Annotated in this window: 22 protein-coding genes and 1 pseudogene; 8 read left to right on the plus strand and 15 right to left on the minus strand. The window is 71.1% G+C overall.

What is annotated here, in order from left to right; translation table 11 throughout:
* Positions 1 to 33: 33 nt before the first annotated feature.
* From ACSMXV_RS22370 to ACSMXV_RS22380, 3 genes are all read right to left on the minus strand, one after another.
* Positions 34 to 2058: a cell wall-binding repeat-containing protein gene (locus ACSMXV_RS22370; protein ID WP_473173095.1), complete on the minus strand. Its 2025-nt coding sequence runs from the start codon at positions 2056 to 2058 to the stop codon at positions 34 to 36.
* Between the two features lie 286 nt (positions 2059 to 2344).
* A complete protein-coding gene (gene metG, locus ACSMXV_RS22375; protein WP_473173096.1) occupies positions 2345 to 3961 on the minus strand; it encodes a methionine--tRNA ligase in 1617 nt (538 codons plus the stop codon).
* A gap of 156 nt (positions 3962 to 4117) precedes the next feature.
* Positions 4118 to 6142 carry a VWA domain-containing protein gene (locus ACSMXV_RS22380; RefSeq protein ID WP_473173097.1) on the minus strand — a complete coding sequence of 675 codons (2025 nt, stop codon included), beginning with the start codon at positions 6140 to 6142 and terminating at the stop codon, positions 4118 to 4120.
* Positions 6143 to 6526: 384 nt separating this feature from the next.
* Between ACSMXV_RS22380 and ACSMXV_RS22385 the strand changes: the two genes are divergently transcribed.
* A complete protein-coding gene (locus ACSMXV_RS22385; RefSeq protein WP_473173098.1) occupies positions 6527 to 8608 on the plus strand; it encodes a PhoX family protein in 2082 nt (693 codons plus the stop codon).
* A gap of 86 nt (positions 8609 to 8694) precedes the next feature.
* Here ACSMXV_RS22385 and ACSMXV_RS22390 read toward each other — a convergent pair whose 3' ends face one another.
* Together ACSMXV_RS22390 and ACSMXV_RS22395 are read right to left on the minus strand one after the other, a co-directional pair.
* A complete protein-coding gene (locus tag ACSMXV_RS22390) occupies positions 8695 to 9711 on the minus strand; it encodes an endonuclease/exonuclease/phosphatase family protein (protein WP_473179033.1) in 1017 nt (338 codons plus the stop codon).
* Between the two features lie 228 nt (positions 9712 to 9939).
* A complete protein-coding gene (locus ACSMXV_RS22395; protein WP_473173099.1) occupies positions 9940 to 10710 on the minus strand; it encodes an alpha/beta fold hydrolase in 771 nt (256 codons plus the stop codon).
* Positions 10711 to 10817: 107 nt separating this feature from the next.
* Here ACSMXV_RS22395 and ACSMXV_RS22400 point away from each other — a divergent pair, with 107 nt between their 5' ends.
* Positions 10818 to 12215, plus strand: coding sequence for an aminotransferase-like domain-containing protein (locus tag ACSMXV_RS22400; RefSeq protein ID WP_473179034.1), 1398 nt, complete (start codon positions 10818 to 10820; stop codon positions 12213 to 12215).
* Here the strand turns inward: ACSMXV_RS22400 and ACSMXV_RS22405 are convergent.
* Positions 12133 to 13206, minus strand: coding sequence for a hypothetical protein (locus tag ACSMXV_RS22405; protein WP_473173100.1), 1074 nt, complete (start codon positions 13204 to 13206; stop codon positions 12133 to 12135). The genes ACSMXV_RS22400 and ACSMXV_RS22405 overlap by 83 nt on opposite strands.
* A 255-nt stretch (positions 13207 to 13461) precedes the next feature.
* Between ACSMXV_RS22405 and ACSMXV_RS22410 the strand changes: the two genes are divergently transcribed.
* Entirely contained in the window at positions 13462 to 13929 is a 468-nt protein-coding gene (locus tag ACSMXV_RS22410) for an SH3 domain-containing protein (protein WP_473173101.1), read from the plus strand.
* Positions 13930 to 14093: 164 nt separating this feature from the next.
* Here ACSMXV_RS22410 and ACSMXV_RS22415 read toward each other — a convergent pair whose 3' ends face one another.
* Positions 14094 to 14579, minus strand: a complete 486-nt coding sequence (locus ACSMXV_RS22415; protein WP_473173102.1) for a hypothetical protein — start codon at positions 14577 to 14579, stop codon at positions 14094 to 14096.
* 262 nt (positions 14580 to 14841) lie between these two features.
* Here ACSMXV_RS22415 and crcB (ACSMXV_RS22420) point away from each other — a divergent pair, with 262 nt between their 5' ends.
* From crcB (ACSMXV_RS22420) to ACSMXV_RS22440, 5 genes are all read left to right on the plus strand, one after another.
* A complete protein-coding gene (crcB, locus tag ACSMXV_RS22420; RefSeq protein WP_473173103.1) occupies positions 14842 to 15357 on the plus strand; it encodes a fluoride efflux transporter CrcB in 516 nt (171 codons plus the stop codon).
* On the plus strand, positions 15354 to 15713 hold the full coding sequence (locus ACSMXV_RS22425) for a DUF190 domain-containing protein (RefSeq protein WP_473173104.1): 360 nt from the start codon (positions 15354 to 15356) through the stop codon (positions 15711 to 15713). The genes crcB (ACSMXV_RS22420) and ACSMXV_RS22425 overlap by 4 nt, the downstream gene beginning before the upstream one ends.
* Positions 15710 to 16084 (plus strand): fluoride efflux transporter CrcB, encoded by a 375-nt coding sequence (gene crcB, locus ACSMXV_RS22430; protein ID WP_473173105.1) that lies wholly within the window; start codon positions 15710 to 15712, stop codon positions 16082 to 16084. The genes ACSMXV_RS22425 and crcB (ACSMXV_RS22430) overlap by 4 nt, the downstream gene beginning before the upstream one ends.
* Positions 16085 to 16203: 119 nt before the next feature.
* A complete protein-coding gene (locus ACSMXV_RS22435) occupies positions 16204 to 16839 on the plus strand; it encodes an NAD(P)-dependent oxidoreductase (protein ID WP_473173106.1) in 636 nt (211 codons plus the stop codon).
* A gap of 16 nt (positions 16840 to 16855) precedes the next feature.
* Complete coding sequence (locus ACSMXV_RS22440; protein ID WP_473173107.1) at positions 16856 to 18181, plus strand: PP2C family protein-serine/threonine phosphatase; 1326 nt, start codon at positions 16856 to 16858, stop codon at positions 18179 to 18181.
* Positions 18182 to 18382: 201 nt separating this feature from the next.
* Here the strand turns inward: ACSMXV_RS22440 and ACSMXV_RS22445 are convergent, their stop codons facing one another.
* From ACSMXV_RS22445 to ACSMXV_RS22480, 8 genes and pseudogenes are all read right to left on the minus strand, one after another.
* On the minus strand, positions 18383 to 18622 hold the full coding sequence (locus ACSMXV_RS22445) for a chaplin (RefSeq protein ID WP_473173108.1): 240 nt from the start codon (positions 18620 to 18622) through the stop codon (positions 18383 to 18385).
* A 345-nt stretch (positions 18623 to 18967) separates the two neighbouring features.
* Positions 18968 to 19621: a chaplin gene (locus tag ACSMXV_RS22450; protein ID WP_473179035.1), complete on the minus strand. Its 654-nt coding sequence runs from the start codon at positions 19619 to 19621 to the stop codon at positions 18968 to 18970.
* A 125-nt stretch (positions 19622 to 19746) separates the two neighbouring features.
* Positions 19747 to 19935: pseudogene (locus ACSMXV_RS22455) on the minus strand (chaplin); the annotation flags it as partial.
* 582 nt (positions 19936 to 20517) lie between these two features.
* Complete coding sequence (locus ACSMXV_RS22460; RefSeq protein WP_473173109.1) at positions 20518 to 20949, minus strand: SRPBCC family protein; 432 nt, start codon at positions 20947 to 20949, stop codon at positions 20518 to 20520.
* Between the two features lie 309 nt (positions 20950 to 21258).
* Positions 21259 to 22638 (minus strand): MFS transporter, encoded by a 1380-nt coding sequence (locus ACSMXV_RS22465; RefSeq protein WP_473173110.1) that lies wholly within the window; start codon positions 22636 to 22638, stop codon positions 21259 to 21261.
* A gap of 508 nt (positions 22639 to 23146) precedes the next feature.
* On the minus strand, positions 23147 to 24019 hold the full coding sequence (locus tag ACSMXV_RS22470; protein WP_473173111.1) for an alpha/beta fold hydrolase: 873 nt from the start codon (positions 24017 to 24019) through the stop codon (positions 23147 to 23149).
* A 38-nt stretch (positions 24020 to 24057) separates the two neighbouring features.
* Entirely contained in the window at positions 24058 to 24963 is a 906-nt protein-coding gene (locus ACSMXV_RS22475) for a 3-carboxyethylcatechol 2,3-dioxygenase (RefSeq protein WP_473179036.1), read from the minus strand.
* Positions 24938 to 26608, minus strand: a complete 1671-nt coding sequence (locus ACSMXV_RS22480; RefSeq protein WP_473173112.1) for a bifunctional 3-(3-hydroxy-phenyl)propionate/3-hydroxycinnamic acid hydroxylase — start codon at positions 26606 to 26608, stop codon at positions 24938 to 24940. Before ACSMXV_RS22480 ends, ACSMXV_RS22475 begins: the two co-directional genes overlap by 26 nt.
* Positions 26609 to 26908 lie beyond the last annotated feature (300 nt).

A 26908-nucleotide genomic window follows, 5' to 3' on the forward strand; every position in this document is an offset into this window, starting at 1 on the left:
CGCCCGGGGCCGGCGGACAGTGCTGCCCGTCCGCTACCTGTTCGTGGTCCGCACCGCGTCCAGGTCCGGCTGCGGTGCCGCGGTCCCGGCCCGCGGCGCGTCCGTGCCGGTGTCGCTCGCGGCGCGGGGCGCCGAGAGCGCCGACTGCTGCGCCGGGGCGAGACCGTTGTAGTACGGGTGGTAGTCCACCAGCGAGCTGCCCGCGCTGATGGCGGAGCCCGCCGCGGTCAGCTCGGCCGCGGAGACCGAGCCGGTCCCGCCGAAGGCGATGACGGAATTGACCCCGGCCGCCTGCTGGCGCAGGTAGGTCGCGTCCGTCTCCGTCAGTGTGGTCTCGTCGGTCCACAGGACCGGGCCGTAGTAGAGCATCCCGGTGCTCGCGGAGACGCCGCCGCGCCAGCTGTCAGACCAGGCCAGGCCCACCTGGGACGGGGAGCTCCACCAGAGCTGGGCGAGCGCGACGGAGGTGCCGTCGTGGCCGGTGCCGCTGACCGGGAAGTACGTCCAGGTGTCGGGCCAGTTGGAGAGGTACGTGTGCGTGAGCGCGTACTTCGCCGAGGAGCCGACCGGGATGACCATGGTCTGGTCGGGGTCGAGCGAGTTGAGGTACGACTTCACGGACGACGTCAGCTTGTTGCCGTCGTTGAGGACGACCGTGCCCTTGCCGCCGTAGCCGAGCGCCCCGGCCGCGGCGGAGGCCGCGAGCGCCGAGTGGTAGTCGGTGCCGGTGGCGAGGAACACGTACTGCGGGGCGCTGGTGACGGCCTTGGCGACCGCCACGGACGTGGAGTAACGAGAGGTCCCCGCCAGCCGCTTCGGCGTGAAGCCGAGTGAGCTGACCTTGCTCGCCACCGCGCTGGAGAGGATGTCCGTGCCACCCACCAGATAGACCGTGGCGCCGGGCTTCAGCGTGCGCTTCAGCTCGGTCTGAACAGCGGTCGACACAGAGGTCTTCGACGTCATCAGCAGCGGGCCCTGCCTCTGGCCGGCGAGCGACTGCCCGGTCAGGGCGTAGGACGGGCTGTCCTTGCTGATGAGGACGGCCGTCCTCGCGTCGATCAGGCCGGGCTCGCTCTGGCCGACCGTGTTCCACGTCCAGCGGGACGCGGCCACGTTGGTGGCCGAGGAGTCGGCGCCCCAGACCCGGGCGACATTCTGGCTGCGCAGCGGCTGCCAGGCGACGTCGATGGTCGACGAGGTGCCCGGCGGCTGCGGCACCGGGGTGACCTCGCCGGTGGCGACGTCCACGATGCGGGTGCTCGACGCGTCCTCGTCGAAGCCGTTGTTGACGGCGATGCGCGTGCCGCTGGGGGACCACGCCGGGGTGTACGCCGCGTCGGTGAAGGTGAGCTGGCGCTCCCCCGTGCCGTCGACGTTGATGACGAACAGCCGGCTGAGGCCGTCCGCCTCACGCACGAAGGCGACCTGGGTGCCGTCGGGCGAGATCGCGGGGTTGTCGCCGTTGTCGGTCAGCTTGGTGAAGCCGCCGGTGGTGTCGTCGTAGAGCCAGATCGCCGACCCGGTCGCCGAGCCGCAGGTGTCGCCGGTGCGGACGAAGGCGATCAGACCGTTGACGGACGCGCTCGGCTCGCGGTCGCAGCCGTCCTCCGCGGTGGAGAACAGCGGCTCGGCATAGCGGGAACCGTCCGACGGGGCGTAGCGGAGGCGGCCGCCTTCGGAGTAGACGATCGTGTGGCCGGAGTACAGGAACGTCGGATGGTTCACCCCTCTCGGAGTGTCCCTCTCAGGGATCTTGACCAGGGTGGAGCCGGTGTACCGCCGGGTCTCGACCCGGCCGTCCTTCACGTATGCGACCCGGCTGCCGTCGGGCGACCAGGCCGGCTGCCAGCCGTCGGCGACGAAGTCGGTGTAAGTGCTGGTGCCGAGCTGGTGCGTCTGCAGGACGTGGCGTGCGCCGTTGACGAACATCAGCTTGCCGTCCGCGGCCTGCCACGTCACGGGTTCTGCCGCCGTCGCGCCCGGCGCGGTGGCCGTGCCCGCCGCTACGGCAACGGCGGTGGCCAGTGCCGCGAGCACGCGGCGTCTGCGAATCTTCATGTGCCCCCACAAGAGTGATGAAAGGGCTGTCGTTCGCCTCCCCGACGATGAACGGAAACCTCACGTTCCTCTACGACAGCTGCGTCACTGTAGCGGCACACGTGATCAGAAAGGAACAGCTTTCTCACAGACGACGGCGCGGGCCCGCCGATCCGCCCGGCGCAGCTCGTCGGCCTCGCGCTCATCCCCGCGGTCTTGTTCACGACTTCGCGGACAGGTTGATCGCCACCAAGGAGCGGGCCCCGGACCGAAACGGTTCCGGGGCCCGCGCGCGTACTACGTGCGGTTACGCCGTCGGCTTCTCCTCCAGGCGCGGGAACAGCACCGCGCCCTTCGTCACCGTCGTGCCTGCCGGGAGGCCGCCCCACGTGGCCGCGTCCTGGAGCCGCTGGTCGGCGAGGGCGCCCAGGGAGGCCTCCGCGCCGAGGGAGTCCCAGAGCTTCTGGGAGGTGTCCGGCATGATCGGGTTGAGGAGGACCGCCACCGCGCGGAGGGACTCCGCTGCCGTGTAGAGGATCGTCGCCAGGCGGGCCTTGCCCTCGTCACTGGTGTCCTTGGCGACCTTCCACGGCTCCTGCTCCGTGATGTAGCCGTTGACCTGCTTGACGAAGTCGAAGATCGCCAGGATGCCGCCCTGGAAGTCCAGCTCCTCGCCGATCTTCCGATCGGCCTCCGCGACGGCCTTGGCCAGGCCCTCATGGACCGCCGTCTCCGCCTCGCCGTCGGCCGCCGAGGCCGGCAGCTCGCCGCTGAAGTACTTGCCGACCATCGCGGCCACGCGCGACGCCAGGTTGCCGTAGTCGTTGGCGAGCTCGCTCGTGTAGCGGGCGGAGAAGTCCTCCCAGGAGAACGAGCCGTCCTGGCCGAAGGCGATCGCGCGCAGGAAGTACCAGCGGTACGCGTCCACGCCGAAGTGCGAGGTCAGATCCTGCGGCTTGATGCCGGTCAGGTTCGACTTCGACATCTTCTCGCCGCCGACCATCAGCCAGCCGTTGGCAGCGACCTTGCCCGGCAGCGGCAGTCCCTGCGCCATCAGCATCGCGGGCCAGATGACCGCGTGGAAGCGGAGGATGTCCTTGCCGACGAGGTGGACGTTCGCCGGGAAGGTCTCGTCGAACTTGGCCTGGTTCTCGTTGTAGCCGACCGCCGTGGCGTAGTTCAGCAGCGCGTCGATCCACACGTAGATGACGTGCTTCTCGTCCCAGGGGATCGGGATGCCCCAGTCGAAGGTGGAACGGGAGATGGAGAGGTCCTGCAGGCCCTGGCGCACGAAGTTCAGGACCTCGTTGCGCGCGGACTCGGGCTGGATGAAGTCCGGGTTGGCCTCGTAGTGCGCGAGCAGCTTTTCGCCGTACTCGCTCAGCTTGAAGAAGTAGTTCTCCTCCTTGAGGATCTCCACCGGCTTCTTGTGGACGGGGCACAGCTTCTGCCCGGCGAATTCACCCTCGCCGTCCAGCAGCTCGCCCGGAAGCTTGTACTCCTCGCAGCCCACGCAGTACGGGCCTTCGTACCCGCCCTTGTAGATCTCGCCCTTGTCGTACAGGTCCTGGACGAACTCCTGCACACGGTCCGTGTGCCGCTTCTCCGTGGTCCGGATGAAGTCGTCGTTCGCGATCTCCAGGTGCTCCCAGAGGGGCTTCCAGGCCTCCTCGACGAGCTTGTCGCACCACTCCTGCGGGCTTACGCCGTTCGCGTCCGCGGTGCGCATGATCTTCTGACCGTGCTCGTCCGTGCCGGTGAGGAACCACACCTTCTCGCCGCGCTGACGGTGCCAGCGCGAGAGCACGTCGCCTGCGACGGTCGTATAGGCGTGGCCCAGGTGAGGAGCGTCGTTGACGTAGTAAATGGGGGTCGAGACGTAGAACGCCTTCTCACCCTGCTTCTCTGATCCAGTGGCCGCCATGGTCGAAATCCTACTGGTCCCGTGAAGATCGACTCACACCGATTACGGGCGGTGAGGACGGCGAGGACTACGGGGACGGGGCCCGACCGTAAGGCCGGGCCCCGTCGGGGTCGTGCGGCTGCTCCTGGGGGAGCGGGTCTTCGGGTGCCTGGTGCCCTACGGACGCCAGGCCGCGAGCAGGCCCTCGTACAGCTCCTCGTCCGTGAGTTCGCGGGGTGTCGGGCCCGCGTGGAAGAACGCGGCGTTGTCGGCCTTGAGCTTGCGCAGGTAGTCGAAGCCCTTGGCGTCGTGCTCGCCGAACGCGACGAACTGGAAGAACAGCGGGTGCTTCGCCGCTTCCGCCAGCGCCTGCGTGGCCACGCCCTTCGTGTCCGGCGGGCCGTCCGTCTGGAAGATCACCAGGGCAGGGCCTTCGGAGCCCGACTTCTCGTAGTCCGCGACGACCTCCTCCACGGCGCGGTGGTAGCTGGTACGCCCCATCCGGCCGAGGGACTCGTGCAGCTCGTCGACGCGGCCCTCGTACGCGGCCGGGGTGAGCTCGCCCGTTCCGTCGATCTCCGTCGAGAAGAACACGACGTGCACCGTGGCCTCCGCGTCGAGGTGCGTGGCCAGCGCCAGCACCTGCTCGCCGAGGCTCTGCGCGGAGCCGTCCTTGTAGTACCCGCGCATGGACCCGGACCGGTCCAGCACGAGGTACACCCGGGCCCGGCTGCCGACCAGGCCCTGCTCCTCGAGCACTGCACCCGCGGCCTTGTACGCGGGCACGAGCCCGGGCGCCTTCGCCTTGACGCGGGCGAGGGAGAGGGCGGGCTTGGCGGTGGGGGTTGCGGGGGCGGGGGCCTGCGCTTGGCCTTCGGCCGGGGCGGCGGCTACCTCGAGCGGGGCGGCGGTTACCTCGGCCGTGGCGGCTGCCGGTTCGGCGGGGGCCGGGCTTTCCTGGGCGGAGGCTGGGCTCGCGGCTTCGGCCTCGGGCTCGGGGGCGGGAGCCTCGGGCTCTGCCTCCTGCGCGGGCGCCTCGGCTACGACGTTGGGTTCCGGGGCGGGCGCCTCGGCCACAGCCTCGGCCACGACCTCGGGTTTCGGGGTGGGCGCCTCGGCAACGGACTCGGGCTTGGGCTCGGGGGCCGGCGCCGAGGTCACGGGCTCGGCGGCCACAATCTCCGGCTCAGGCTCGGCGGCCACGGCCTCCACAGCGGCCGGGACCTCGACCGCCGGCGCCGGCTCGGGAGCCGCGGTCACGGCCTCCGGTTCTGCTGCCACGGGCTCGGGCTCGGGCTCCGCGGCGGGCGCCTCAGCCACGGGCTCGGCAACGGGCTCGGCGGCCGCGATCTCGGGCTCAGGCTCGGCGGCGACGGGCTCGGACTCCGGGGCCAGAACCTCGGCCTCCGGCTCCGTCTCAGGAGCCACAACCGCCGGTTCGGCCTCCGCCTCAGACTCGGAAGCCACAGCCACCGGCTCGACCCCCGGCTCCGTCTCAGAGGCGACAGCCTCGGGAGCCGTGACCTCGGCCTCAGGCTCCGGCGCGGCAGCCGTGGCCTCGGCCTCCGCCTCTCCCGAGGGAGCCGCGGCCCCGGCCTCCGCCTCGGGGGCGACAGACTCCGGCGTCAGCTCGGGAGCTGTGACCTCGGCCTCAGGCTCCGGCGCGGCAGCCGTGGCCTCGGGCTCCGGCTCCGGCGAGGGCGCCGCAGCCTCGGCCTCAGGCGCTGGCTCGGGAGCCTCAACAGCAACCACCGGCTCAGACGCGACGGCGAGGGGCTCGGCCTCGGGCTCCGGGGTGGGAGCCACGCCAGCGGGCTCGGCCTCGGGTTCCGGCTCGGGAGCCACGGCCGCAGCGTCGGCCTCGGGCTTCGGGGCATGAGCCGCGGCCGCGGACGCAGCCGCAGCCTCAGGCTCGGGAGCCTCAGGCTCCCGCGTCGCCGAGGCGGCCCGCGCCCCCGGCACCGTCACTTTGTCGAACGCCTGCGACACCAGCTCGTCCACCACGGACGGCTCCGGCTCGCTCGCGGGCGCGGGAACCTTCACCTCCGTCGCCGTCGAGGACTTGGTCGCCGTAGACGACTCGACGGCCGACGAGGAGGCCGACGAGGCAGCCGACGAGGGCCCCTGCTCCCCGACGGCGTCCCCGTCACGCCCCTTGCGCGACCGTCCGAACGCGTTCCGCAGGAGACTCAGAATGCCCATGTGCGCAACCCTTCGCATGAGTTGGTACCCGTAATTCCTGGCCAGGAAGGACACGTAAGGGTAGCCGCCGTATTCGACGATCTTGGGGAGGGGCGGCTTCCGCGCACTGCCCAGCGTTCCAGCGGCTTCCCAGGGGCGGGTGGCCGACGGCGTCCGGGCCGCCAACTCCCGTGAGTCCGCCCGGGGTTCACCCGGCGTTCATCCGAAGTCCGTCACTCTGCTGGCCTCCGCCCCTAACGTCACGCCGGAAACAACCGGAATCAGCCAGATGGGCGCGGGCAGCGCAGGGCGGACGGCCGCCGCACGCAGCAACGCGGGCCCGGGGGGACTCCGGTCCGTGTCGGCGCAGGGAGCGCCGGTTCATGTGCACATACGGAGGGGACAGTGCGCAAACTGCTGCCGATCATCACCTCGCACGCGGGCGGACGGTCCGCCATGACCTGCCGGTTCCGCTGTGGTGACGCCTGCTTTCACGAGGTGCCGAACACGAGCGAGAACGAGTACGTAGGCGATGTCATAGCCGGTGCGCTCAGCCGGCGGTCCATGATGCGGGCCGCCGCCGTCGTGACCGTCGCCACGGCCGCCGGGGGAGCGGTCGTGGGGGCGGGTGCCCCGCAGGCCGCGGCCGCGACGACCACCGAAGGCTGGAACGGTACGAGCGCGAAGGGTGCGCGTGGCCTGCGCTTCACGCCGGTCGCGCCCAACAAGAACGACGCCGTCACCGTCCCGGACGGCTACGCGCAGAACGTCGTGATCCGCTGGGGCGAGCCCATCCTGCGCGGCGCCCCCGCCTTCGACCCGGACAAGCAGACCGCCGCGGCCCAGGCGGGCCAGTTCGGTTACAACTGCGACTTCCTCAGCCTGCTGCCCCTGCGGGGCGAGTACGGCCGCCAGGTCCTCGTGGCCAACCACGAGTACACGGACGAGATCCTGATGTTCGAGGGCTACGACGCCGCGAACCCGACCCGTGAGCAGGTCGAGGTCGCCTGGGCCGCGCACGGCCTGTCCGTCGTGGTCGTGCAGGAGGAGCGCGGCAGCGGGAAGCTGACCGCCGTCCCGCGCCACCGCCTCAACCGCCGCCTCACCGCCACCAGCGAGTTCCGCCTCACCGGCCCGGCAGCGGGCAGCGCCCTCGTCCGTACGACCGCCGACCCGACCGGCACCAAGGTCCTCGGCACGCTCAACAACTGCGCCGGCGGCGAGACCCCGTGGGGCACCACGCTGCACGGCGAGGAGAACTTCAACCAGTACTTCGGCGGCTTCGACAAGGTGACGGACCCGACCACCGTCGCCCGCCTCAAGCGGTACGGCGTCACGACCGCCGTCTCCGAGCGCAAGTGGGAGCGGTACGACGACCGCTTCGACCTCTCCAAGGAGCCGAACGAGGCCAACCGCTTCGGCTGGGTCGTCGAACTCGACCCGTACGACCCGGAGTCGACCCCGCGCAAGCGCACCGCGCTCGGCCGCTTCAAGCACGAGGCCGCGCAGCCGCGCCTGACCGACGACGGCCGTCCCGTCGTCTACATGGGCGACGACGAGCGCTTCGACTACTTCTACAAGTTCGTCTCCAGCAAGCAGGTGGCGAAGGGCGGCTCGCGCGCAGCGCACGAGCACAACCTCACCCTCCTCGACGAGGGCACGCTCTACGTCGCCAAGCTCACCGGTGACTCCCCGGCGGCCGAGATCGACGGCACGGGCAAGCTGCCGTCCGACGGCGAGTTCGACGGCAGCGGCGTGTGGATTCCGCTGGCCACGGCCGGTCCCGACGGCGCCGTCTCGCACGTCGAGGGCATGACCGCCGAGGAGGTGTACGTCTTCACGCGGCTCGCCGCCGACAAGGTGGGCGCCACCAAGATGGACCGCCCCGAGGACATCGAGCCGTCCCCGTACAGCGGCAAGGTGTACGTCGCGCTCACCAACAACACCGACCGTGGCAAGGCCGGCAAGGCCCCGGCCGACGAGGCCAACCCGCGCAACCTCAACAAGCACGGCCAGGTCCTGGAGCTCACCGAGTCCCGCAACCGCGCCGAGTCGACGACCTTCGCCTGGTCGCTGTTCCTCGTCGCCGGCGACCCGAACGACCCGGCCACCTACTTCGCGGGCTTCCCCAAGGACCAGGTGTCCCCGATCTCCTGCCCGGACAACGTCGCCTTCGACCCCTACGGCAACCTGTGGATCTCCACCGACGGCAACGCGCTCGGCACGCACGACGGCCTGTTCGGCGTCGCGACGCGCGGCGAGCGGCGCGGTGAGCTCAAGCAGTTCCTGACGATGCCCACCGGCGCGGAGACCTGCGGCCCGATCATCCAGGACCGCCGGGTCCTCGTCGCGGTCCAGCACCCGGGGGAGGTCGACGGCGCCTCCGTCGAGAACCCCGCGAGCGCCTGGCCCGACGGCCCCGGCAAGATCGTCCGCCCGTCGGTGGTGGCGGTCTGGCGCGAGGACGGCTGCAACATCGGTATCTGACCGGCGGTACGACTGCACGTCTGAGAAGCAAGAGGGGGCGCCCCGGACCGGGGCGCCCCTTCCGGCGTACCGACGTGCCGGCGTCGTCAGCCCTCCGTACCGTCCCGGCGGTGCAGTGTGAGATCCGCCAGTACGGCCCGGTGATCGGTGTCGGCGAGGTCCAGGAACCGTACGGAGCGCACGGAGAACTCCTCCGACACCAGCACGTGGTCGATCTGCACACCGAACCGGGGAGACGTCCGGGCCGGCCAGGTCGGGGTGCGGGAGGCGCCGGCGAGGCGGGCGCTGTCGCGGAGACCGGTGTCGAGGATGCGGCGGAAGGCCGTGTGGTCCTGGGAGGCGTTGAAGTCGCCGGCCAGGACGGTCGCCCCGTCGCCGGCGCGGGCCGCGAAGTCCCGCAGGGCGCCGAGCTCGCGGCGCCAGGTGCCGATCTGGCGGGGGACCGGCGGCATCGGGTGCGCCAGCTGGAGCCGCACGGGATGGCCCTTCACATCGGCGACCGCGCCGGGCATGCCCATGGTGCCGGGGACGCCCGCTGCGGACTCGAGAGGGAACCGGCTGAGGATGACCGATCCCTCCGACCCGTATCCCTCGACGGCCCGGCGGTACGGGTAGTCCCCCGTTGACTCAAGCGCATTGGAAGGACCCCCATCGTCGCCGAACTCCTCGGTGAGGGCCGTCAAGCAGCCGGGATCGCACTCCTGGACGAAAAGGACGTCCGGGCGCTCGCGCTTCACCGCCGCGATCAGCGACCGGGTCGCCTGCCCGAACTCGACGTTGGACGTCATGACACGCAGCTCGGCGACGGGTGTGCCGCGCGCCTGCGTGGCCTGGCCGTACGGCTCGATGAACCAGGCGAGTGCGCCGAGGACGACGACGCCCCACACCAGTCCCGTACGCCATCGTGCGAGTGCCGCGAACAGCAGGGCGGCGCCGGTGGGGGCGAGCAGCCACGGCAGGAAGGCGAGCAGCTGCGGCACGGGCGTGATGCCGTCGGTGTCGGCGATCCGGCATCCGACGACCACGCTCACCCCGAGCAGCAGCAGCCCGGCCAGCCATGCACCGAGCCGCCGCCCGCCCCGGCGGCTGCCCCGGTAGGACACAGGCTCGTCCTCCCTGGCCCCTGGTTCGGCCCCCGCCCTCTCCCATACCGTCAAGGGCACGAGGGCACCTCCCTGGCCGTTGTGCTCTCCAAGGCCCGCCTTCCGTCGAGGTTTCCGAGGTTTCGCGCTATGCCCGAATCCTCCCTCAAAGACGGGGCTGGGCGGCAGACGGTTGCCGTCTGCCGCCCAGCAGCGCACGACGGTAGCCACGCGGGCATGGGGGCGCGCTCAGTCCCCGATGCGCGCGAGGAACTCGGCCAGGGCCGCGTTGAACTCCGCCGGGCGTTCCAGGTTGGGCATGTGGGCCGCGGATTCGACGACCGCGAGCGTCGACTGGGGCAGGGCCGCGTGCATGGCCTCGGCGTCGGCGACCGGGGTGTACGTGTCGTCGCGGCCGACCACCACCAGGGAGGGGACCGTCACACGGGTGAGGAGGTCGCGGTAGTCGGGGCGTTCGGCGCGGCCGCGCAGTGCCGCCGCCGCGCCCTCGGGGTCGGTGGCGGTCATCATGCGGTGCACATGGGCGGCGACGTCCGGGTGGGCGTCCGGCGCCACCATCTTGTACAGGACCTCGTCGGCGTACCCCTTCATGCCCTCGTGCAGCAGACGGTCGGCCAGGTCGCGCCGCCACTGCCTGCCGTCGGGCGTCTCGGCCGCCGGGAACGTGTCCGCCAGGACCAGGCCGCGGATGCGCTCGCCGAAGAGCCGGTAGCACTCCATCGCGATCTGGCCGCCCATGGAGAGCCCGCCGAGGACGAAGCGGTCGATGGCGAGGGTGCCGAGGAGCTGCGCGATGTCCTCGGCGAACGTCGAGAGCGGGACGATCCCCGGGGTCACCGGGGAGGCGCCGTAGCCGCGCAGGTCGGGGACGATGACCCGGTGGCTGCCGGCGAAGGCCGCGACCTGCGGGGCCCACATCGTCCGGTCGAAGGGATGACCGTGGATCAGGACAAGGGGCATTCCCGCGCCTTTGTCCTCGTATGCGAGGAAGGGTGCCATGGGCAGGAGGCTAGAACGCCTCAACTTCTCGGTGCAATAAGCTCTTTGCCCTCGGTGCAATCGGGCGGGTGGGAAAGAAGGACGCAGGCAAGAGGGGTGGTACGGCCGTGAACGACTACCGGCGCATCGCGGATCTGGTCGCCGAGGACATCGCCTCGGGGCGGCTCCGACCCGGCGACCGGCTGCCGCCGCAGCGCGCCTTCGCGCGTCGGCGCCGCATCGCCCCCTCGACCGCCGGGCGGGTGTACGCCGAGCTCGTGCGCCGCGGGCTGGTCGTCGGCGAGGTCGGGCGGGGCACGTTCGTCCGCGCCGCAGCACCGCCCTCGGGACGGGCGCTCGCCGAGCCCGCGACGGCGGCACCGGTCAATCTGGAGCTCAACTACCCGGTCATGGACGGGCAGTCGGAGCTGCTCGGCAACGCGCTCACGCCGCTGCTGCGGCCCGACGTCCTCGCGGATGCCACCCGTACCGCGCCCGCCGCGGGTACGCCACGGGCGCGCGAGGCGGTCGCCACGCTGCTCGCCCGCGAGTGCGGAGGGGGCGAGAACGGGGCATGGTCTCCCGCCCCCGACCGGCTCCTGTTCACCGGCAACGCGCGCCAGGCCATCGCGGGTGCGCTCGCCTCGCTGTCCCGGCCGGGAGGCCGCGTCGGCGTCGAATCGCTGACGTATCCGCTGGTCAAGGAGATAGCGGAGCGGCTGAGCATCACGCTGGTGCCGCTCGCATCCGACGAGGAGGGGATCCTGCCGGCCGCGCTCGAGACCGCCCATCGCAGGGCGCCGCTGAGCGCGCTGTACGTGCAGCCGACCCTGCACAATCCGACCTCGCTGACGACGACCGGGCGGAGGCGGCAGGAACTCGCCGACGCCGTACGGCGCCTGGGGCTGCCGGTCGTCGAGGACCGCATCTGGTCCTTCCTCCACGCGGACGCCCCACCGCCGCTGGCTGCGTACGCCCCCGAGCGCACATACGTCGTCGACGGCCTGTCGAAGCGGGTGGCCCCTGGGCTCACGGTCGGGTTCCTCGTCCTGCCGATGCCGATGCCGATGCCGATGCCGACGCCGGTGCCGGCGGGGGCGCCGGGGATGGGGAGCGGCGGCGGCCATGTCGCCGCAACGCTCCGTTCGGGAGGCTGGACCGCCTCCCGCTTCGCGTTGGAGGCCGCGGTCCGCTGGATCGAGGACGGCGTCGTCGACCGGCTCGTCGCCGCCAAACGGGCGGACGCCGCCCGGCGGCAGCGGCTCGTCGCCGAGTATCTGGACGGGTTCGCCGTGCGTGTCGACCCGTACGGCTACTACGTCTGGTGGGAGTTGCCTCCGCCCTGGCGCGCCGATACGTTCACCGCGGCCGCCGCCGAGCGTGGCATCGCCGTCACGCCGGGCTCCGCCTTCGCGGTCGGCCCCGGCGCCGCCCCGGACGCCGTCAGGCTCGGACTTGCGTCTGCTCCGCCGCCGGATCTTGCGGCGGCTCTTCGGACGCTGGCTGAGCTCGTGCGTCACGGCTGATCAGAGGTGACCGAAGCGTCCGGATCTCCCGGAGCCGCCGGACCGGCCCGACTCCCCCGAACCGCCCGAGCACCCAGCCGACCAGCATCACCGCCACGCCCACCGCGAGGATGATCCACGCCACCGTGCGCAGCGATTCGGTCAGCGCGTCGTAGACCGCTCCCGCGGCCGCGCGGGACACGTCCGGTGGCAGATCGTCCAGCGTGAGGCGTCGGCCCACGACGATCCCGGCCTCCAGGAGCGCCGCGCCCAGCGCCATGCCGAACGCCGCCGCCGTGACCGCGCGGCGCCTGCGGACGGCCAGCGCGATCCCGGCCAGGGCGAGCACCAACGCCGCGACGGGCAGCCAGAAGCCGGTGATCTGAAGCATCCGGAACCCCTTGCGCAGCTGCGGCAAGGCCCCTGATGACGCCGAATCCATCACGGTGACCTCGGTGTGCCGCACCGGAATGCGGTCGGCGTACGGCACGTCGTCGGCGACCAGCTGGCGTTTGACCTGCTCGGTGATGGGCGCGAGGTCGATCGTGACACCGCCCCCGTCACCGTCGTCGCCAACGCCGCCACCGCCCTCGCCGTCACCCGCATCGTGGCCGGTGTGACCGGCCGCGAGGGTGTCGTCGCCGGTGTGACCGGCCGCGAGGGTGTCGTCGCCCGTGCTCCGGCTGCCGCCGCCGTACAGCGCCTGCATCACCGCGCCGTGGGCGGCGCGGTTCGCCGCGTCCCACGCGGTCCTGAAGGCGCTGGTACCGGCGAAGGACCGCACCGCCTCGTGCACGAAGCTCTCGACGGCCTCGTCGGATCCGAGCTCACTCGTGTCGATCTCCCTCACCACCGCGTCGGCGACCGCGTCGGCGACGGCGGTGTGCACATCGGCGTCGGACGCGAGCGGCGCCATCGCGGCGACATACGCGTCGGTGTCCCCGATCTCGTACCTCGCCCACGCGGACAGTGCGCCTGGCGCGACGAGCGCGCACGCGACGATGATCAGCACCGCTGAAAGGACTCTCCGCACCCCTCCATGACCCACCCCGGTCGCCCCGGCCACCATCGGGGCGACTGCATCCGGCCGCGCGAAGACGCCCTTCCGATGGATCCGGGCGGCCGGTGCGGGACGGTCCCGATCCACGACGGCGGTTTCGTCCCGTACGGCGGCCCTTCATCGAGGATCCGCTCACGCTGCGTGATCGCTCCGGTGGAGCGTTCACCTGAACGGGTGTTTCCTGGACGAGGGGCAAAGGAGGCGATCATGCGCAGTACTACGGCTTTCCGAACCGTGGCCGCAGGCCTGTTCGCGGGCGGCGCCCTGACCCTTGCCGCCACGGCTCCCGCGTCCGCGGGCGTCCCGGCAGTCGAGGAGGACATCCAGGGCACGGTGGTGTCTCCCTCCGACCTGAAGGTCCGCGAGGACCCGAACAACACCTCCGCGGTCGTGGCGGTACTGGCGCGGGGCACCCATGACCGCGTCGAGTGCAGGACGACGGGCCCGACCGTCGCCGACAACCCGTACTGGTACTGGCTCGAGGGAGCCAAGGGCTGGGCCAACGCCGAGTACGTGGACACCCGTGGCCGGTCCGTGCCCGACTGCACGGACCCGTGCCCGTACCAGAGGTGCACGGACCCGTTGTCGTACGACGGAAAGAACCAGCCGCTGCTGCGTCAGCCATGGCTGACGGCGCTGACGCCCGACACGACGCCGAAGTCCGGACAGGCCTAGGGACGCCGAAGTCCGGACAGGCCTAGGGACGCCGAAGTCCGGACAGGCCTAGAGATGCCCAAGTCCGGACAGGCCTGGGGACGCCGAAGTCCGGACGGCCCAACAGGCGCAAGAAACACCGCGGTCCGGCCGGATCTGATCCGGCCGGACCGTGCGGCTCGCTTCTACTCCTCGGACCGTGTGGGTCCGGTCGTCCGCCTCATCTGGCCGATGTCCGTCTCGCCCTCGTTCGAGTAGTAGTGGTAGAAGGCCGCCGCGAAGACGCCGGCCGCCACGCACAGAGCGAGGACCGTGGACCACAGCACGCTGGCTCCGGTCAGGCTGAAGACATAGCCGATCGCGATGCCCGCGAAAGCCGTCCAGGCGAGCGCACGCGTCTCGCGCCGCATACGGGGCCCGGCGCTGTGCAGCGCATACGTGATCGCCGCGACGAGGGCTCCCATAAGGATCCCGAAGAAGACGTTGCCCACGGTGACCGGGCCGGCATCGCGCTGGATGCCGGAGGCCCAGAGGCCGTAGACGAGGCCGAGTACGACGGGTACCGCCCATGCCGCGGTGGTGGCCGGCCGGAGGCCGGGAGGCAGCTTGTCGAAGATTCGTTGTATGCCCGAAGTGCCGGTGCCGCCGGATGCGCGTGCCACGTGAGCCATGACGAGGCTCCTCTCTCTGCTGACCCCCGTCTTCGCCCCGACTTCCAGGGCACACCTGGGAGCGACCGGTGGCAAGTCGTACGCACAGCGGATGCGAGGCGGGCGGGAAGCGTCAGGTGAGGCGGGTCGGAGGCGGATCGAAGGCGGATCGGAAGCGGATCGGAGGCGGGTCGGAGGCGAATTCGAGGCCGGCGGAAGGGCTTCTCCCGAGGGCGCCGGACCCTTGGAGGAGCCGCACAGCCGCCCGCCGTAGCCTGGGCCCATGGGAGCGCGTCGAGCCGAGGCGGCCGAGGGTGTGGCGGGCGGTGTCGGTGCCGACGGTGGCCCGGTGGTCACGCGTGTGCCGCTGCTGCTGCGCGGGCAGGGTCCGGTGCTCGCCGTCGTCGCGCTGGGCGGCGTGATGGGCGCCGCCGCCCGCTACGGTGCCTCGCTGCTCTGGCCGACCGCACACGGCACCTTCCCCTGGACGACTTTTGGTGTGAACGCCGTGGGCTGCGCGCTCATGGGCGTCCTCATGGTGGTGATCACCGAGGGCCGGCAGGCGCACCCGCTGGTGCGGCCCTTCCTCGGCACGGGTGTCCTGGGCGGTTTCACCACCTTCTCCACGTACGCGGTGGACATCGAGCGCCTGACCGCTTCTGGGGAGGTGCGCACCGCCCTGGCGTATCTCGCCCTGACGCCGGTGGCCGCGCTGGCCGCGGTCTGGGCCGGATCCGCGGCCACCCGCCGCGCGACGGCCGCGGCAGTGGCCGTGGCAGCCTCCAGGAGGAGACGATGACGAATCCCAGCCCGCGCCTCACCGGCCGCGCCGTGCGCCTGACCGTCTTCGTCGGTGAGAGCGACCAGTACCACCACATCCCGGTCTACACGGAGATCGTGCACCGCGCGCACCGGGCGGGCCTCGCGGGCGCGAGCGTGTTCAAGGGCATCGAGGGGTTCGGTGCGTCCTCGCTCGTCCACACCCAGCGGCTGCTGTCGCTCAGCGAGGACCTGCCGGTCGCCGTCGTCATCGTCGACGCCGAGGAGCGGGTACGCGCGTTCCTGCCCGAACTCGACGATCTCGTCGCCAAAGGACTGGTCATGCTCGACGACTGCGAGGTCGTCACATACGCCGGACGGGAGCGGGAGACGTGAACTGGCTACTCGTCGTCGTCGGCGCCGCGGTGGGCGCCCCCCTGCGCTACCTCACCGACCGCGCGGTCCAGTCCCGCCACGACACCGTCTTCCCCTGGGGCACCTTCGCGGTCAACATCGCCGGATCGCTGATCCTGGGCGTGGTGACCGGCGCGGTCATGGCCGGCGCGACCTCGTCCCCCGTACAACTGCTGCTCGGCACGGGCCTGTGCGGAGCTCTGACGACGTACTCGACGTTCTCGTACGAGACACTCCGCCTCGCAGAAACCGGCGCCCGTCTCCTGGCAGCGGCCAACGTCGCCGCAAGCATCATGGCGGCCCTGGGCGCGGCTTTCGTCGGCACGGCCCTGGCAGGGGCTGTCTGGTCATAAGACCGACCGGTCTCAGTGCGGTGCCCACGACGGCGGGCGCATCGAACCGTCCGGATGCGCCCCGTACCCCATCATGCTTGGCTGGACGCAGTCCGCGCGGCGCACAACAGGAGCCGTACATGAAGATCGTGTTGCTGGGCGCCACCGGCATGGTCGGCAGCCGCATCGCCGTCGAGGCCACCACCCGTGGCCACCACGTCACCTGCGTCAGCCGCTCCGGAAAGGCCCCCGCACCGGGCGTCACCTCGACCGCCGCGGATGCCGCGGACACGCCCCGCATCGCCGCCCTCGCCGCCGGGCACGACGCGGTCGCCTCCGCGCTGGTGCCGCCGCGCGACGGCAGCGACCCGAGGGAGCCCTTCCTCGCCCTGAACCGGGCCCTGGTCGACGCGGTACGGGCCGCCGGCGTCTCGCGGCTGGTCGTCGTCGGCGGCGCGGGCAGCCTGGAGGTGGCACCCGGCGAGGCCCTGGTCGACCAGCCCGGCTTCCCCGCCGACTACCTCGGCGAGGCGCTCGCGCACCGCGACGTCCTCGCCTTCTACCGCACCATCGGCGACCTCGACTGGACCTACGTGTCGCCGGCCGCGGAGATCGGCCCCGGAGAACGCACCGGCAAGTTCCGCATCGGCGGCGACCAGCTGCTCAGCGACGCCGAGGGCCACAGCCGCATCAGCGTCGAGGACTACGCGGCCGCCTTCGTCGAGGAGCTCGAGAGCAACGCCCATCCGCGTACCCGGATCTCGGTCGCGTACTGAGCCGGTGGGGCGGGTGATGGACAAGTTGGAGGCCCGGCCACCGCAGTCGTACCTGCGCGTGCGCGGCCACAGCATCGCCTGGATCCTGCCGCTCGTCGTGCTCCTCGTGGTCGTCATCATCGACGGGAAGACGTCCGGTGAGTTCCGGACCATCTCGTGGCTCGTCGTCGTCCCCGCCACGGCCGCGGCGATGTGCGGCGTGTGGACCACCGCGGGCTACGCCGCCGTCGCCATGGTCACGTACTTCCTGATCGACACCGCCTGGGAGCGCCAGTACCGGGTGGGTCTGTCCGACTTCATCCTCGTCGCGGTCGGCGGCGCACTGGCCACGGCGGCGTGCTGGATCCGGGTCCGCGAGGAGCGGCGCATGCGGCACATGCGGGACATCATCGAGACCACCCGGCGCACCGTGCTGCGCCCGTTGCCGTCGCGTTGGTACGGGCTCGACCATGCCGCGATCTATCTCACGGCGGAGAGCGAGGCACTGGTCGGCGGCGACTTCTACGACATCCAGCCCAGTCCGTACGGTCCCCGCCTCCTGGTCGGCGACGTGCAGGGCAAGGGCCTGGGCGCGGTGGCCGTGGCATCGGTGCTGCTCGGCAGCTTCCGCGAGTCCGGCTACCACGAGCCGGACCTAGCGACCGTCGCCGAGCGACTGGAGATCCGCATGCGCCGCCACCGCGCCCATATGGCGCTGATCGAGGCGGCTCGCGGCCGTGTCGGCGCATACGGCGGCGCGCACGACAGCGCATACGACAGCACCTACGACCCTGCATACGACAGCGCGTACACAGACGGTACGACGGGCGTGATGGACGCCGTCCGAGGCGACGCCGTCACGGCCAGCGGAGACGTCATCCAGGCCGACACCGCACTCGACAGCGAGCGCTTCGCCACCGCGGTCCTGATCGGCTTCCCGCCACCGGACCACGACGCGGACGACGACCAGGACGGCGGGCACGGCGTGTACATCGACGTCGTCAACTTCGGGCACGAACCGCCGCTGGCGGTCGGCCCGGACGGCGTACGCGAACTGGCGGCCGGCGACGGGCTGCCCATCGGACTCGGCGATCTGGCAGGTGGGCCGCCACCCCTGCAGCGGGTCCGCATCGCGCCCCGCGAGACGCTGCTGCTGGTCACCGACGGGGTGACGGAGGCACGCGACGCGAGCGGCGAGTTCTTCCCGCTGCGCGAGCAGATCGCCGCGGCGCTCGTCGACGACCCCCGCGTGGCAGAGCCGTCACGACTGGTCCGGCTGGTACAGGACGCGACGCTGCTGCACACCGGCGGCCATCTCGCCGACGACACCACTGTGTTCGCGGTCCGCCTCACCACCTCGTAGCACGCCGGACACACGTCGTGCCGGCCCGGGAGGACCGGCACGACGCGGAGGCGGCAGCGGCTGCTTCGCCCCAGACGCTGCGCCCCGTGTGAGGGGCACCGTGGTGTCAAAGGCTCCGTAGTGACCGAGTGGCCGCCCCCCTGTGATGCGGAGAGCGGCCACGGAAGGGGACCGGCCGTGAAGAGGAGCCGACCCGGTTGTTCAGTCGTTGACGCAGGAGTTGCCGGCCGCGGGGTTCAGCAGGCCGATGACACTGACGGTGTTGCCGCACACGTTCACCGGGACGTGCACGGGGACCTGGATGACGTTGCCCGAGACCACACCCGGGGAGTTGGCGGCGCTGCCCGTCGCGTCAGCGTCGGCAGCGGCAACGCCCGCGGTGCCCGCCACGGAGGCGGCGGCAACGCCGGACAGAACAAGAACCTTCGCGGTACGCCACATGGAGAAATGCTCCTTGGTATTCGGTTGCGTGGCCGGAACGGGTGCCCGACCCTATGCACAACGGTTCTTTTTCACCCGGGTTGTGCCGCCGATTGGGTGATGCACGTTTACGTACAAGCCCAAATGGGGCGGGTTCCGAAGGCCCTCGGTGCTATCCGGAGCCGCGCACTCATGCCTGATTTCTGCGCCGAATTCGGTGCCGGATGATCCGTTGTTATGGTGGCTCGGGCGAATGGATCGCCCATAAAAAGGCGCCGTTCCCGTTCCGGATCTGGGCTCCGGAACGGGAACGGGCCTATCGGTGCTGCCGGCGGCGGAACGCCAGCGGACCGCCTGCAGCGACCGTCAACGGCGAGCCGTGGCCCCGACGCGTCGATACAGCATCGCACCGCCGGTGAGCAGCCCCGCTCCGGCAGCGGCAATGCCGATCGCGTTGCCGGGATCACCCGTCGCGGCCAGCTCGCCATAGCTGTGCACCCGTTGGGCCGGGATCGAGGAGCCGCTCTGCGGGGAGGCGCCGAGCTCTCGTTCTTGTCCCTGTCCTTCGAGGGGTCCAGCCGGGTTGGCGCGGGGACCTTGACCCGCGCCGGGCTCCGCGGTGCGCGGAACCGCTGGTGACTCGTTGCCGAGCCCCGAACCGGTCGGTTCGCTGCCGCAGCAGTGGCCCGACCCGGCAGGATCGTTACTGCAACAGCGAGGTGCGTCAGCGTCGCCGCTTCCGCAGGTGTTGCCGACGGCGGGGTTGACAGCGGCCACCACGTCCACAGTGTTGCCGCAGACGTTGACCGGTACGTCGACCGGTGCCTGGATGTCGTTGCCCGACAGAACGCCGGGCGAGTCCGACGCCGATCCGGACGCGTCCGCGTCCGCAAGGGCGTATGCGCCAGGCAGGGAGAGGAAGCCCGTCGCGGCCGCGGCCGCGAGGATTCCCTTACCGACTATCAGGCGCGGGCTCAGTTGCCGTCCTCCTCGCAGGGTTCCGGGTAGTCGGGCTTGCAGGGCTCCGGCTCCTCACAGGGCTTGCACTTGTCCTTGTCCCAGGGGTGGTGGTCGTGCTCACCGTCGTAGTAGGGCGGCTTGTGGCCGAAGGGCGGCCCGTCGTGGCCGCCGTCCGGCCCGGACCCGTTGTTCACGCAGTCGTTGCCGATCGCCGGGTTCAGGAAGCCGATGACGTTGATGGTGTTGCCGCACACGTTGACGGGCACGTGGATGGGGGCCTGGATGACGTTGCCGGAGAGGATGCCCGGGGAGTCGGAGGCGTAGCCGTTCGCATCGGCGTCGGCGAGTGCCGGCGACGCCATGCCCACGGCCATGAGCGCTCCCGCGACCAGTGTCCCGGTCTTCTTGAACTGCACGGATTTTCCCTTTCTGCGGTCATGCCAATGTGACGGATCAACCGAGCGGGCCGGACCTTGAACGACTCGACTCGCACCATGACCTGCAACCCGTGAACGATGCGATGCAGGGTGAGGAAACGTTTCTCCTAGTCAATTCGAAGCCGGATTCACCCGTTTGCCGCACTGGCGTGAACGGTCGTTTCTGCGAATTCCTGCGAACAGAAATTGCGTAGGTCAGGCTTGCACGACGCCACGGGGCACCGACCCGACGCGCGGATGTTCGCTCCGGGGTTCACACAAAAGAGAAAGTCCCGCCTCCGCCGTGTCGGCTTTTCCCTCGCCCGGGAAGCCGGAATTCACGGCACGCGTTCGTGGCCGGTCGTGGCAGCTCAGCGCCCCACGGCGTCGTCCGGGCCCACCGGGGGGCGTACATCGGATCCTGAGCCTCTGCAACCCGGCAACCGGCCTACCCACCGGTGCCCACCGGTTGCGCATCAGGGCAGAACCCGCGGGGCGGCCGCCTGGCCGCCCCGCAGGGAGTCGTCGCCGCGCGCGGCCTCAGCGCCCTTGCTCGACCAGGCCCTTGAACTGCTCGAGGTCGTTCCGTACGAGCCGCTCGATCGCGGTCGCCTGGGCGAAGCCCTTGGGTCCGCCGAACGCCTCCCTCACGGCACTCGGGTCGTACTCGATCCGGGCCTGGACCCGGGTGTGCTGCTGGTCGATGGGCAGCAGGGAGAACGATCCGGCCAGGTCGGGGCCGCTGGTGGTCTTCCACTCCATCGTGTGTGCGTCGGCGCGGTCGGTGATCTGGGTGTCGAACGCCTGAGCCCGGCCGCCCGCCTCCACGTCGAGGTGCGCTCTGTTCGCGCCCTCCGTACGCGCCTCGCGTACTCCTTCGAGGAACCGCGGGTAGCTCTCCACGCGGTGGAGGGAGTCCCAGGCCACATCGACCGGAACATCGATGTCGACATGTTCTTCGAGAGTGCTCATCGGATCACCCCAGGTCGGCTCGCGGTTTGCGGGGTCATGTCTCCAGTGTCGCCCTGCGGGGGATCGAGCGCCCGTGCGACGGGAGTGCAGCAGAGGGCTTCAGGACAGAGGGGCCGATGGGTGCGTTCGGGGGACAGAGGGCCGATGGGTGCGCTCCGGGACAGAGGGGCCCGACGGGTGCGCTCCGGGATGAACGCAGCGGACGGCGGGGCCTCCGGTTCCGTCGCCGGGGCCCGCCGTCCGCTGAGAGTCCGCCGTCCGCTGGGGTGCCGCCTGCCGCGCGTGGCGCCAGGACGGGGATGTGCCGTGTCAGGAAGTGGCGTCGGCGGTCGCCGTCGGCGTCCGGTCCTTCGTGCCGTCCGCCGTGGCGGTCTCGGCGGTGTCGCTCAGGTCGGTGCGGTGGGACTCGCGGGTCAGGGCTATGGCCGCCGCGCTGACCAGGCAGACGACGGCGATGAAGAGGCTCACGGTCGTCGAGTTGGAGCCGCCGCCCGCACGGGACAGCAGGCTGCTGGCGATCAGCGGGGCTGTGCCGGCGCCCAGGGTCGTGGCGAGCTGGTAGCCGAGCGAGGCGCCGGTGTAGCGGGCGCGGGTGCCGAACATCTCGCTCACGAACGCCGCCATCGGTCCGTACATCGACGCCTGGAGGATCGGGTTGCCGAGGATGTACGCCGCGAACAGCAGGGCCACGGAACCGCTGTTGACCAGCCAGAACAGCGGGAACGCGGCCACCGCGGCGACGAGCGCGCCGCTGATCATGACGGGCTTTCGGCCCACGCGGTCCGACAGGGCCGCGAACGCGGGGATCGTGAAGATGTGCAGCGCCGACGACACGGTCTGCGCGAGCAGGACCGTGGAGCGCTCGTAGCCGAGCCCCGTCGCGTACGTGAGCATGAAGGTGGCGAGGAGGGACTGCAGGACCAGGGCGCCGCAGCCGCCGAGGCAGGACAGCACGATGTTCTTGCGGTACCGGCGCAACACCGTGAGCAGCGGGGCCTCCTGCTTGACCTCCGATTCCTGCGCCCGGCGCTGGGCCTCGGTGAACAGGGGGCTCTCGGTGACCCTCAGCCGGATGAACAGGCCGATCGCCAGCAGCGCCACGCTGAGCAGGAACGGCACCCGCCAGCCCCACGACATGAACTGGTCCTCGGGCAGGGCGGAGAAGGCGGCGAACACGGCGGTCGCGATCACGGCGCCTGCCGGACCGCCCATGTTCGCGAAGCTGGCCGCGAGCCCGCGCCGCTCCGTCGAGGCGTGCTCCATGGCCATCAGGGCGGCGCCTCCCCACTCGCCGCCGACGGCGATGCCCTGCACCAGCCGGGCCGCGATCAGCAGCACCGGCGCCCAGATCCCGATCTGGTCGTACGTGGGCAGCAGGCCGATGGCGAAGCTGGCCAGCGCCATCAGCGTCATGGTCAGCACCAGCATCGACTTGCGGCCGACGCGGTCGCCGAAGTGGCCGAAGACGATGCCGCCCAGCGGGCGGGCCACGTAGCCGGCGGCGAGGGTGCCGAAGGCGGCGATCGTGCCGGTGAGCGGGTTGAGGCTGGTGAAGAACAGCTCGTTGAAGACGAGCGAGGCGGCGGCTCCGTAGAGCAGGAAGTCGTAGAACTCGATGGCGCTGCCGACAAAGCTGGACAGGGCGATCCGTCGCGACTGGCTGCGACGGGCAGCGTCGTTGGTGGGCATCTGCGGCTCTCCGGATGGGTGGGCACGTGGGTGCGCGCAGCCGGGCCTCTCGACTCCTGTGCATACTCCGCACCATCGCGTGTAGATAGCGAACACAGTGCGGGGGTTGTCCGGCCGTGTCAAGAGTTGCCGGAATGATCGATCATCGGGCGCCCGGTGGGATGTGATGCGGAGTGGTGCCCACGATTCAGCGCCGGTCCACACGATTCAGCGCCGGTCGCCAGGCCTCCGGGCATGCCGAAGAGGCGATGCGGACCTCAGGGGGGAAGGTCCACACCGCCTCTCGGCGGGACGGTCGCTCGGTCAGGGCAGAGTCGAGCGGCCGCGGTCTGGGGAGCCGGCCCTTGCTCAGCAGTGCCTGGCACGGCTTGGCGGCGCGCCGGGCACGGCCCAGTGGCGTCGGGCATGGCTCGGTGGCGTCGGGCGCGGCTCGTTGGAGCCCGGCCCGGCTCAGTGGCGCCGGGGCGCGGCTCGGCGCGGCCCAGGCTGCCGGGGACGACTCAGTGCCTCAGTTGTCCTCGGCCAGGAAGTCGATGACCAGCTTGTTGAAGTACTCGGCCTGCTCCCACTGCGGCCAGTGGCCCGCGTTCTCGACCAGCGCGAAGCGGCCCTGCGGCATCTTCTCGGCCATGTCCAGGCCCGCCTTGGCGGGACCCGACGGGTCGTCGGACGACCAGATCACCAGGGCCGGGGCCTTCACGGCGGCCAGCTCCTCGTCGGTGATCAGGTTGCGGCGGCGGATCTCCGGGTCCTGCAGGCAGAGCAGGGCGCGGGCCGACTCGGCGTAGCCCGGGCGGGAGTAGTGGGCGCGGCGGGTGGCGATCAGCTCCTCGGTGACCGTGGCCGGGTCGGCCATCAGCCACTCGAGACGGGCCTTCACGCGCTCGTACGACGGGTCGTCCGCGGCGGCCTGGCTGAGCGTACGGATCTTGTCCATCACCTCGGGGCGGGCCATGGTGCCGCCCGGGGTGTTCGGGATGATCTTCCGGGTGCGGTCCGGGTACTGGGCGGCGAACTTGATCGCGACCCAGCCGCCCAGGGACTCACCGCTGAGGTGCGCCTTCTCGATGCCGAGGACGTCGAGGAGGCCGAGCAGATGCTCGACGTAGTGCGGGAGTTCGAGGTCCTCGGTGGCGTGGGTGGTACCCGCGTGGCCCGGGAAGTCGTACGCGATCACGCGGTAGCCGGCGTCCGTGAACGCCTTCACGTTGTGCGCGTACGTCTCCAGGTGGCCGCCGGTGCCGTGCATCAGCACGAGGGGCTCGCCGTCGGCGGGGCCGGCGGTCAGCACGCGGGTGCTCCACTGGCCGACCTGGACCTGCTCGAGGGTGAACGACGTCTGGGAGAAGCCGAGCCAGACGGAGGGGTAGATGGCGGACATGTCTCTCCTGCCGTAGGTGGGTTGTGCGGGGAGCGAAGTCAGGCGGTGACGGCGGTGGTGACCGCGAAGCCCGCGATCCACGCCTCGATGGCCTCGTAGAAGCGGCTGGTGACGCGGTAGTCGCCGGCAGCGGCCAGTGCGGAGTAGGCGGCGATCCAAGTGCGCACCTCGTGCGCGGAATTGCCCGCCTGCTCGGCGAACCAGTCCGTGGTCCAGCCGTCCACGTCCGGGCGGCGCGCGGGGTCGCCCAGGGTGTCCAGGACGAGTTCGTCCCACTCCGGGTTGAGCGGGTGCATGTCCGACTCGCCCTTGGCGAACGCCTCGGCCGCGGCGATGGTGCGGGCCTGGCGGGCGGCGCGTGCCTCGTCCGATGGGTTGCGGTTGTTGATCAGCTTGCGGACCTTCTCCTCGGTGTCCGCCTGGGCCATACGCGGCACCGGCGGATCGTGCGAGAGGCCGCCGGAGCCGACCATCAGCACGCGCTTGTCCATCGCCGCGGCGGCCCGGCCGACCGCCTCGCCGAGCTGCCGGATGCGCGACACGGGCGCGAAGGGCTCGGCGACGGAGTTGATGAACACCGGCACGACCGGCTTCTTGTCGATGCCGCCGAGCAGGATGTCCAGCGGCTGCGAGAAGCCGTGGTCGACGACCATGTCCTCGGACAGCGCGGTGTCGATCCCGGCATCGAGGACTCCGCGAGTGATCGCGAGCGCCGCGTCGTGGTCCACGGACAGCGGGCCCTCGGGCGTCTTGAAGTCGCCGATGGCGTGGGCGCGTCCGCCGATGCAGAACGGCGGCATCATGTCGTAGAAGAAGCCGTTGTAGTGGTCCGGCGCGAAGATCACGACCAGCTCGGGGTCGAAGTCCCGGGCGAACGAGCGGGCGGAGGCGAGGGCCTCGTCCACCCGGCCGCGGACGTCAGCTTGCGGCTGCACGTACTCCATCAGCGGGGAGTGCGACAGGCAGCACAGGGCGAGGGGCATCGTTGCCTCCGGGGATCAGGTGCAGGGACTCGGCGATGCGGTGGGTGAGGGACGAGGCGTTCTGGGCGAGGCAGGCGCCGGCCACGAAACGGTCGGGGCGCACCACGACGAACGACTCCGGGCGCTGGTCGAACCAGGCCTTGAGACGGCCGGTCGTGTCGCCGACGAGGGTCACGCCCTCGGGCTGCTCGCCGTAGTGCAGGCCCGAGTCGGGACGGACCTCGACGAAGCGGGCGCCCAGCTGCCGCCAGACGGCTCGGGCCTGGTCGTCGAGCAGTGCCAGGGGGTTGTTGTTCCAGGCGACGACCGTGAACCAGGGGCCGGTGACCTCGTCCAGCAGCACGTCCGTCTGGTCCCGGGTCGAGACCCGCGGCTGTATGAACAGGCGTCCGGCACAGGGGGAGCCGGTCGTGTCCGCCTCGCGGTGGACGACTGCGCCCTGCTCGTAGAACGGCATCGGCTTGAACTTCATCTGCGCGACGTAGTCCTTGACGGCGGGCACCACGCCCAGGCCGCGAAAGACCAGGTCACGGGCCGATGCGAGCACCCGGCTGGTCGGTGAGATGACCTTGCCGACCTTGTCGGAAAGGTCGACCATCGCGGCCGCGTGCGGACGGCGCTCGCTGTCGTACGAGTCGAGCAGCCGCTCGCTCGCCGTGCCGCGCACCACGCAGGCCAGCTTCCAGCCGAGGTTCACGGCGTCGCGGATTCCGCTGTTGAAGCCCTGCCCCTGCCATACGGGCATGAGGTGCGCGGCGTCGCCCGCCACCATGACGCGGCCCTTGCGGAAGGAACCCGCGACGCGGGAGTGGTGGGTGTAGACGCGGCGGCGGATGATGTCGGCGCGGGCCGGGTCGGGGATGAGCTGGCCGAGCAGTTTGTGCAGGTTCTTGTCGTCGTCCGCGAACGTCTGGTCCTCGCCGGGCATCAGCATGAACTCGAAGCGGCGGATGCCGTGCGGCAGGCCGATGGAGACGTACGGACGGGCCGGGTCGCAGCCCATGTACGCGTTGGGGGTGCCCAGCGGGTCGTTGCGGATGTCCACGACCAGCCAGCTGGACGGCTCGGTCTTGCCCTCGAAGGGCAGGCCGAGGGCCTTGCGGGTGCAGCTGCGGCCGCCGTCCGCGCCGACCAGGTAGCGGGCGGTTACGGTCAGCGGGTCGCCGTCGGGGCCGATCAGGTCCACGGTGACGCCGTCGCGGGTCTCGGCGAAGGACGTCATCTGGTGGCCGAACACGACATCGACGTGCTCGAAGCGGGTGGTGCCGCGGTGGAGCTCCGCGTCCACCAGCGGCTGGATGAAGGCGTTGCGCCGGGGCCAGCCGAACTCGTCGGTCTGTGGGTCGAGTTCGGCGAGCAGCACGCCCTTGCCGTTCACGAACCGCATGATCTGGTGCGGCGTGGTGTGGTTGCGGACCTCGTCCACGAGGCCGATCTGCTGGAACGCGCGCAGGCTCTCGTCGTCCATGCCGACGCCACGCGGGTAGTCGATGAGCTCGTTGTTCGCCTCGACGAGCAGGGCGCGCACGCCGTAGAGACCCAGCAGATTGGCCAGCGTCAGCCCGGTGGGGCCGGCTCCCACGATCACGACGTCTACGGGATCCATGGCTGCTGGAGATGGGTTCTCAGGCATATCGCGTGCTCTCCGTCGAGGTAACGAGGCTGACGCAGGTTGTTCATTTATCGCTCACAACCGTGCGATAGATGCATCGTCTGGGGCGATGCGTGGAACTGTCAACCCCTGACGGGGAACCGGAGATGTGGCCCACACGGCCCTGCGGGCGCGTCGGGGGCGGTTCGCCACCTGCCGGTGGCGGGCCGGGGCGCGTGCGCGACCTCCGGCCGGTGGCTGGTTCGCCACCTGCCGGTGGGTGCCTCGGGCGTCCGCGGCCGCACGCCGCGGGTG

The sequence above is a fragment of the Streptomyces sp. DSM 42067 genome, assembly GCF_055792885.1.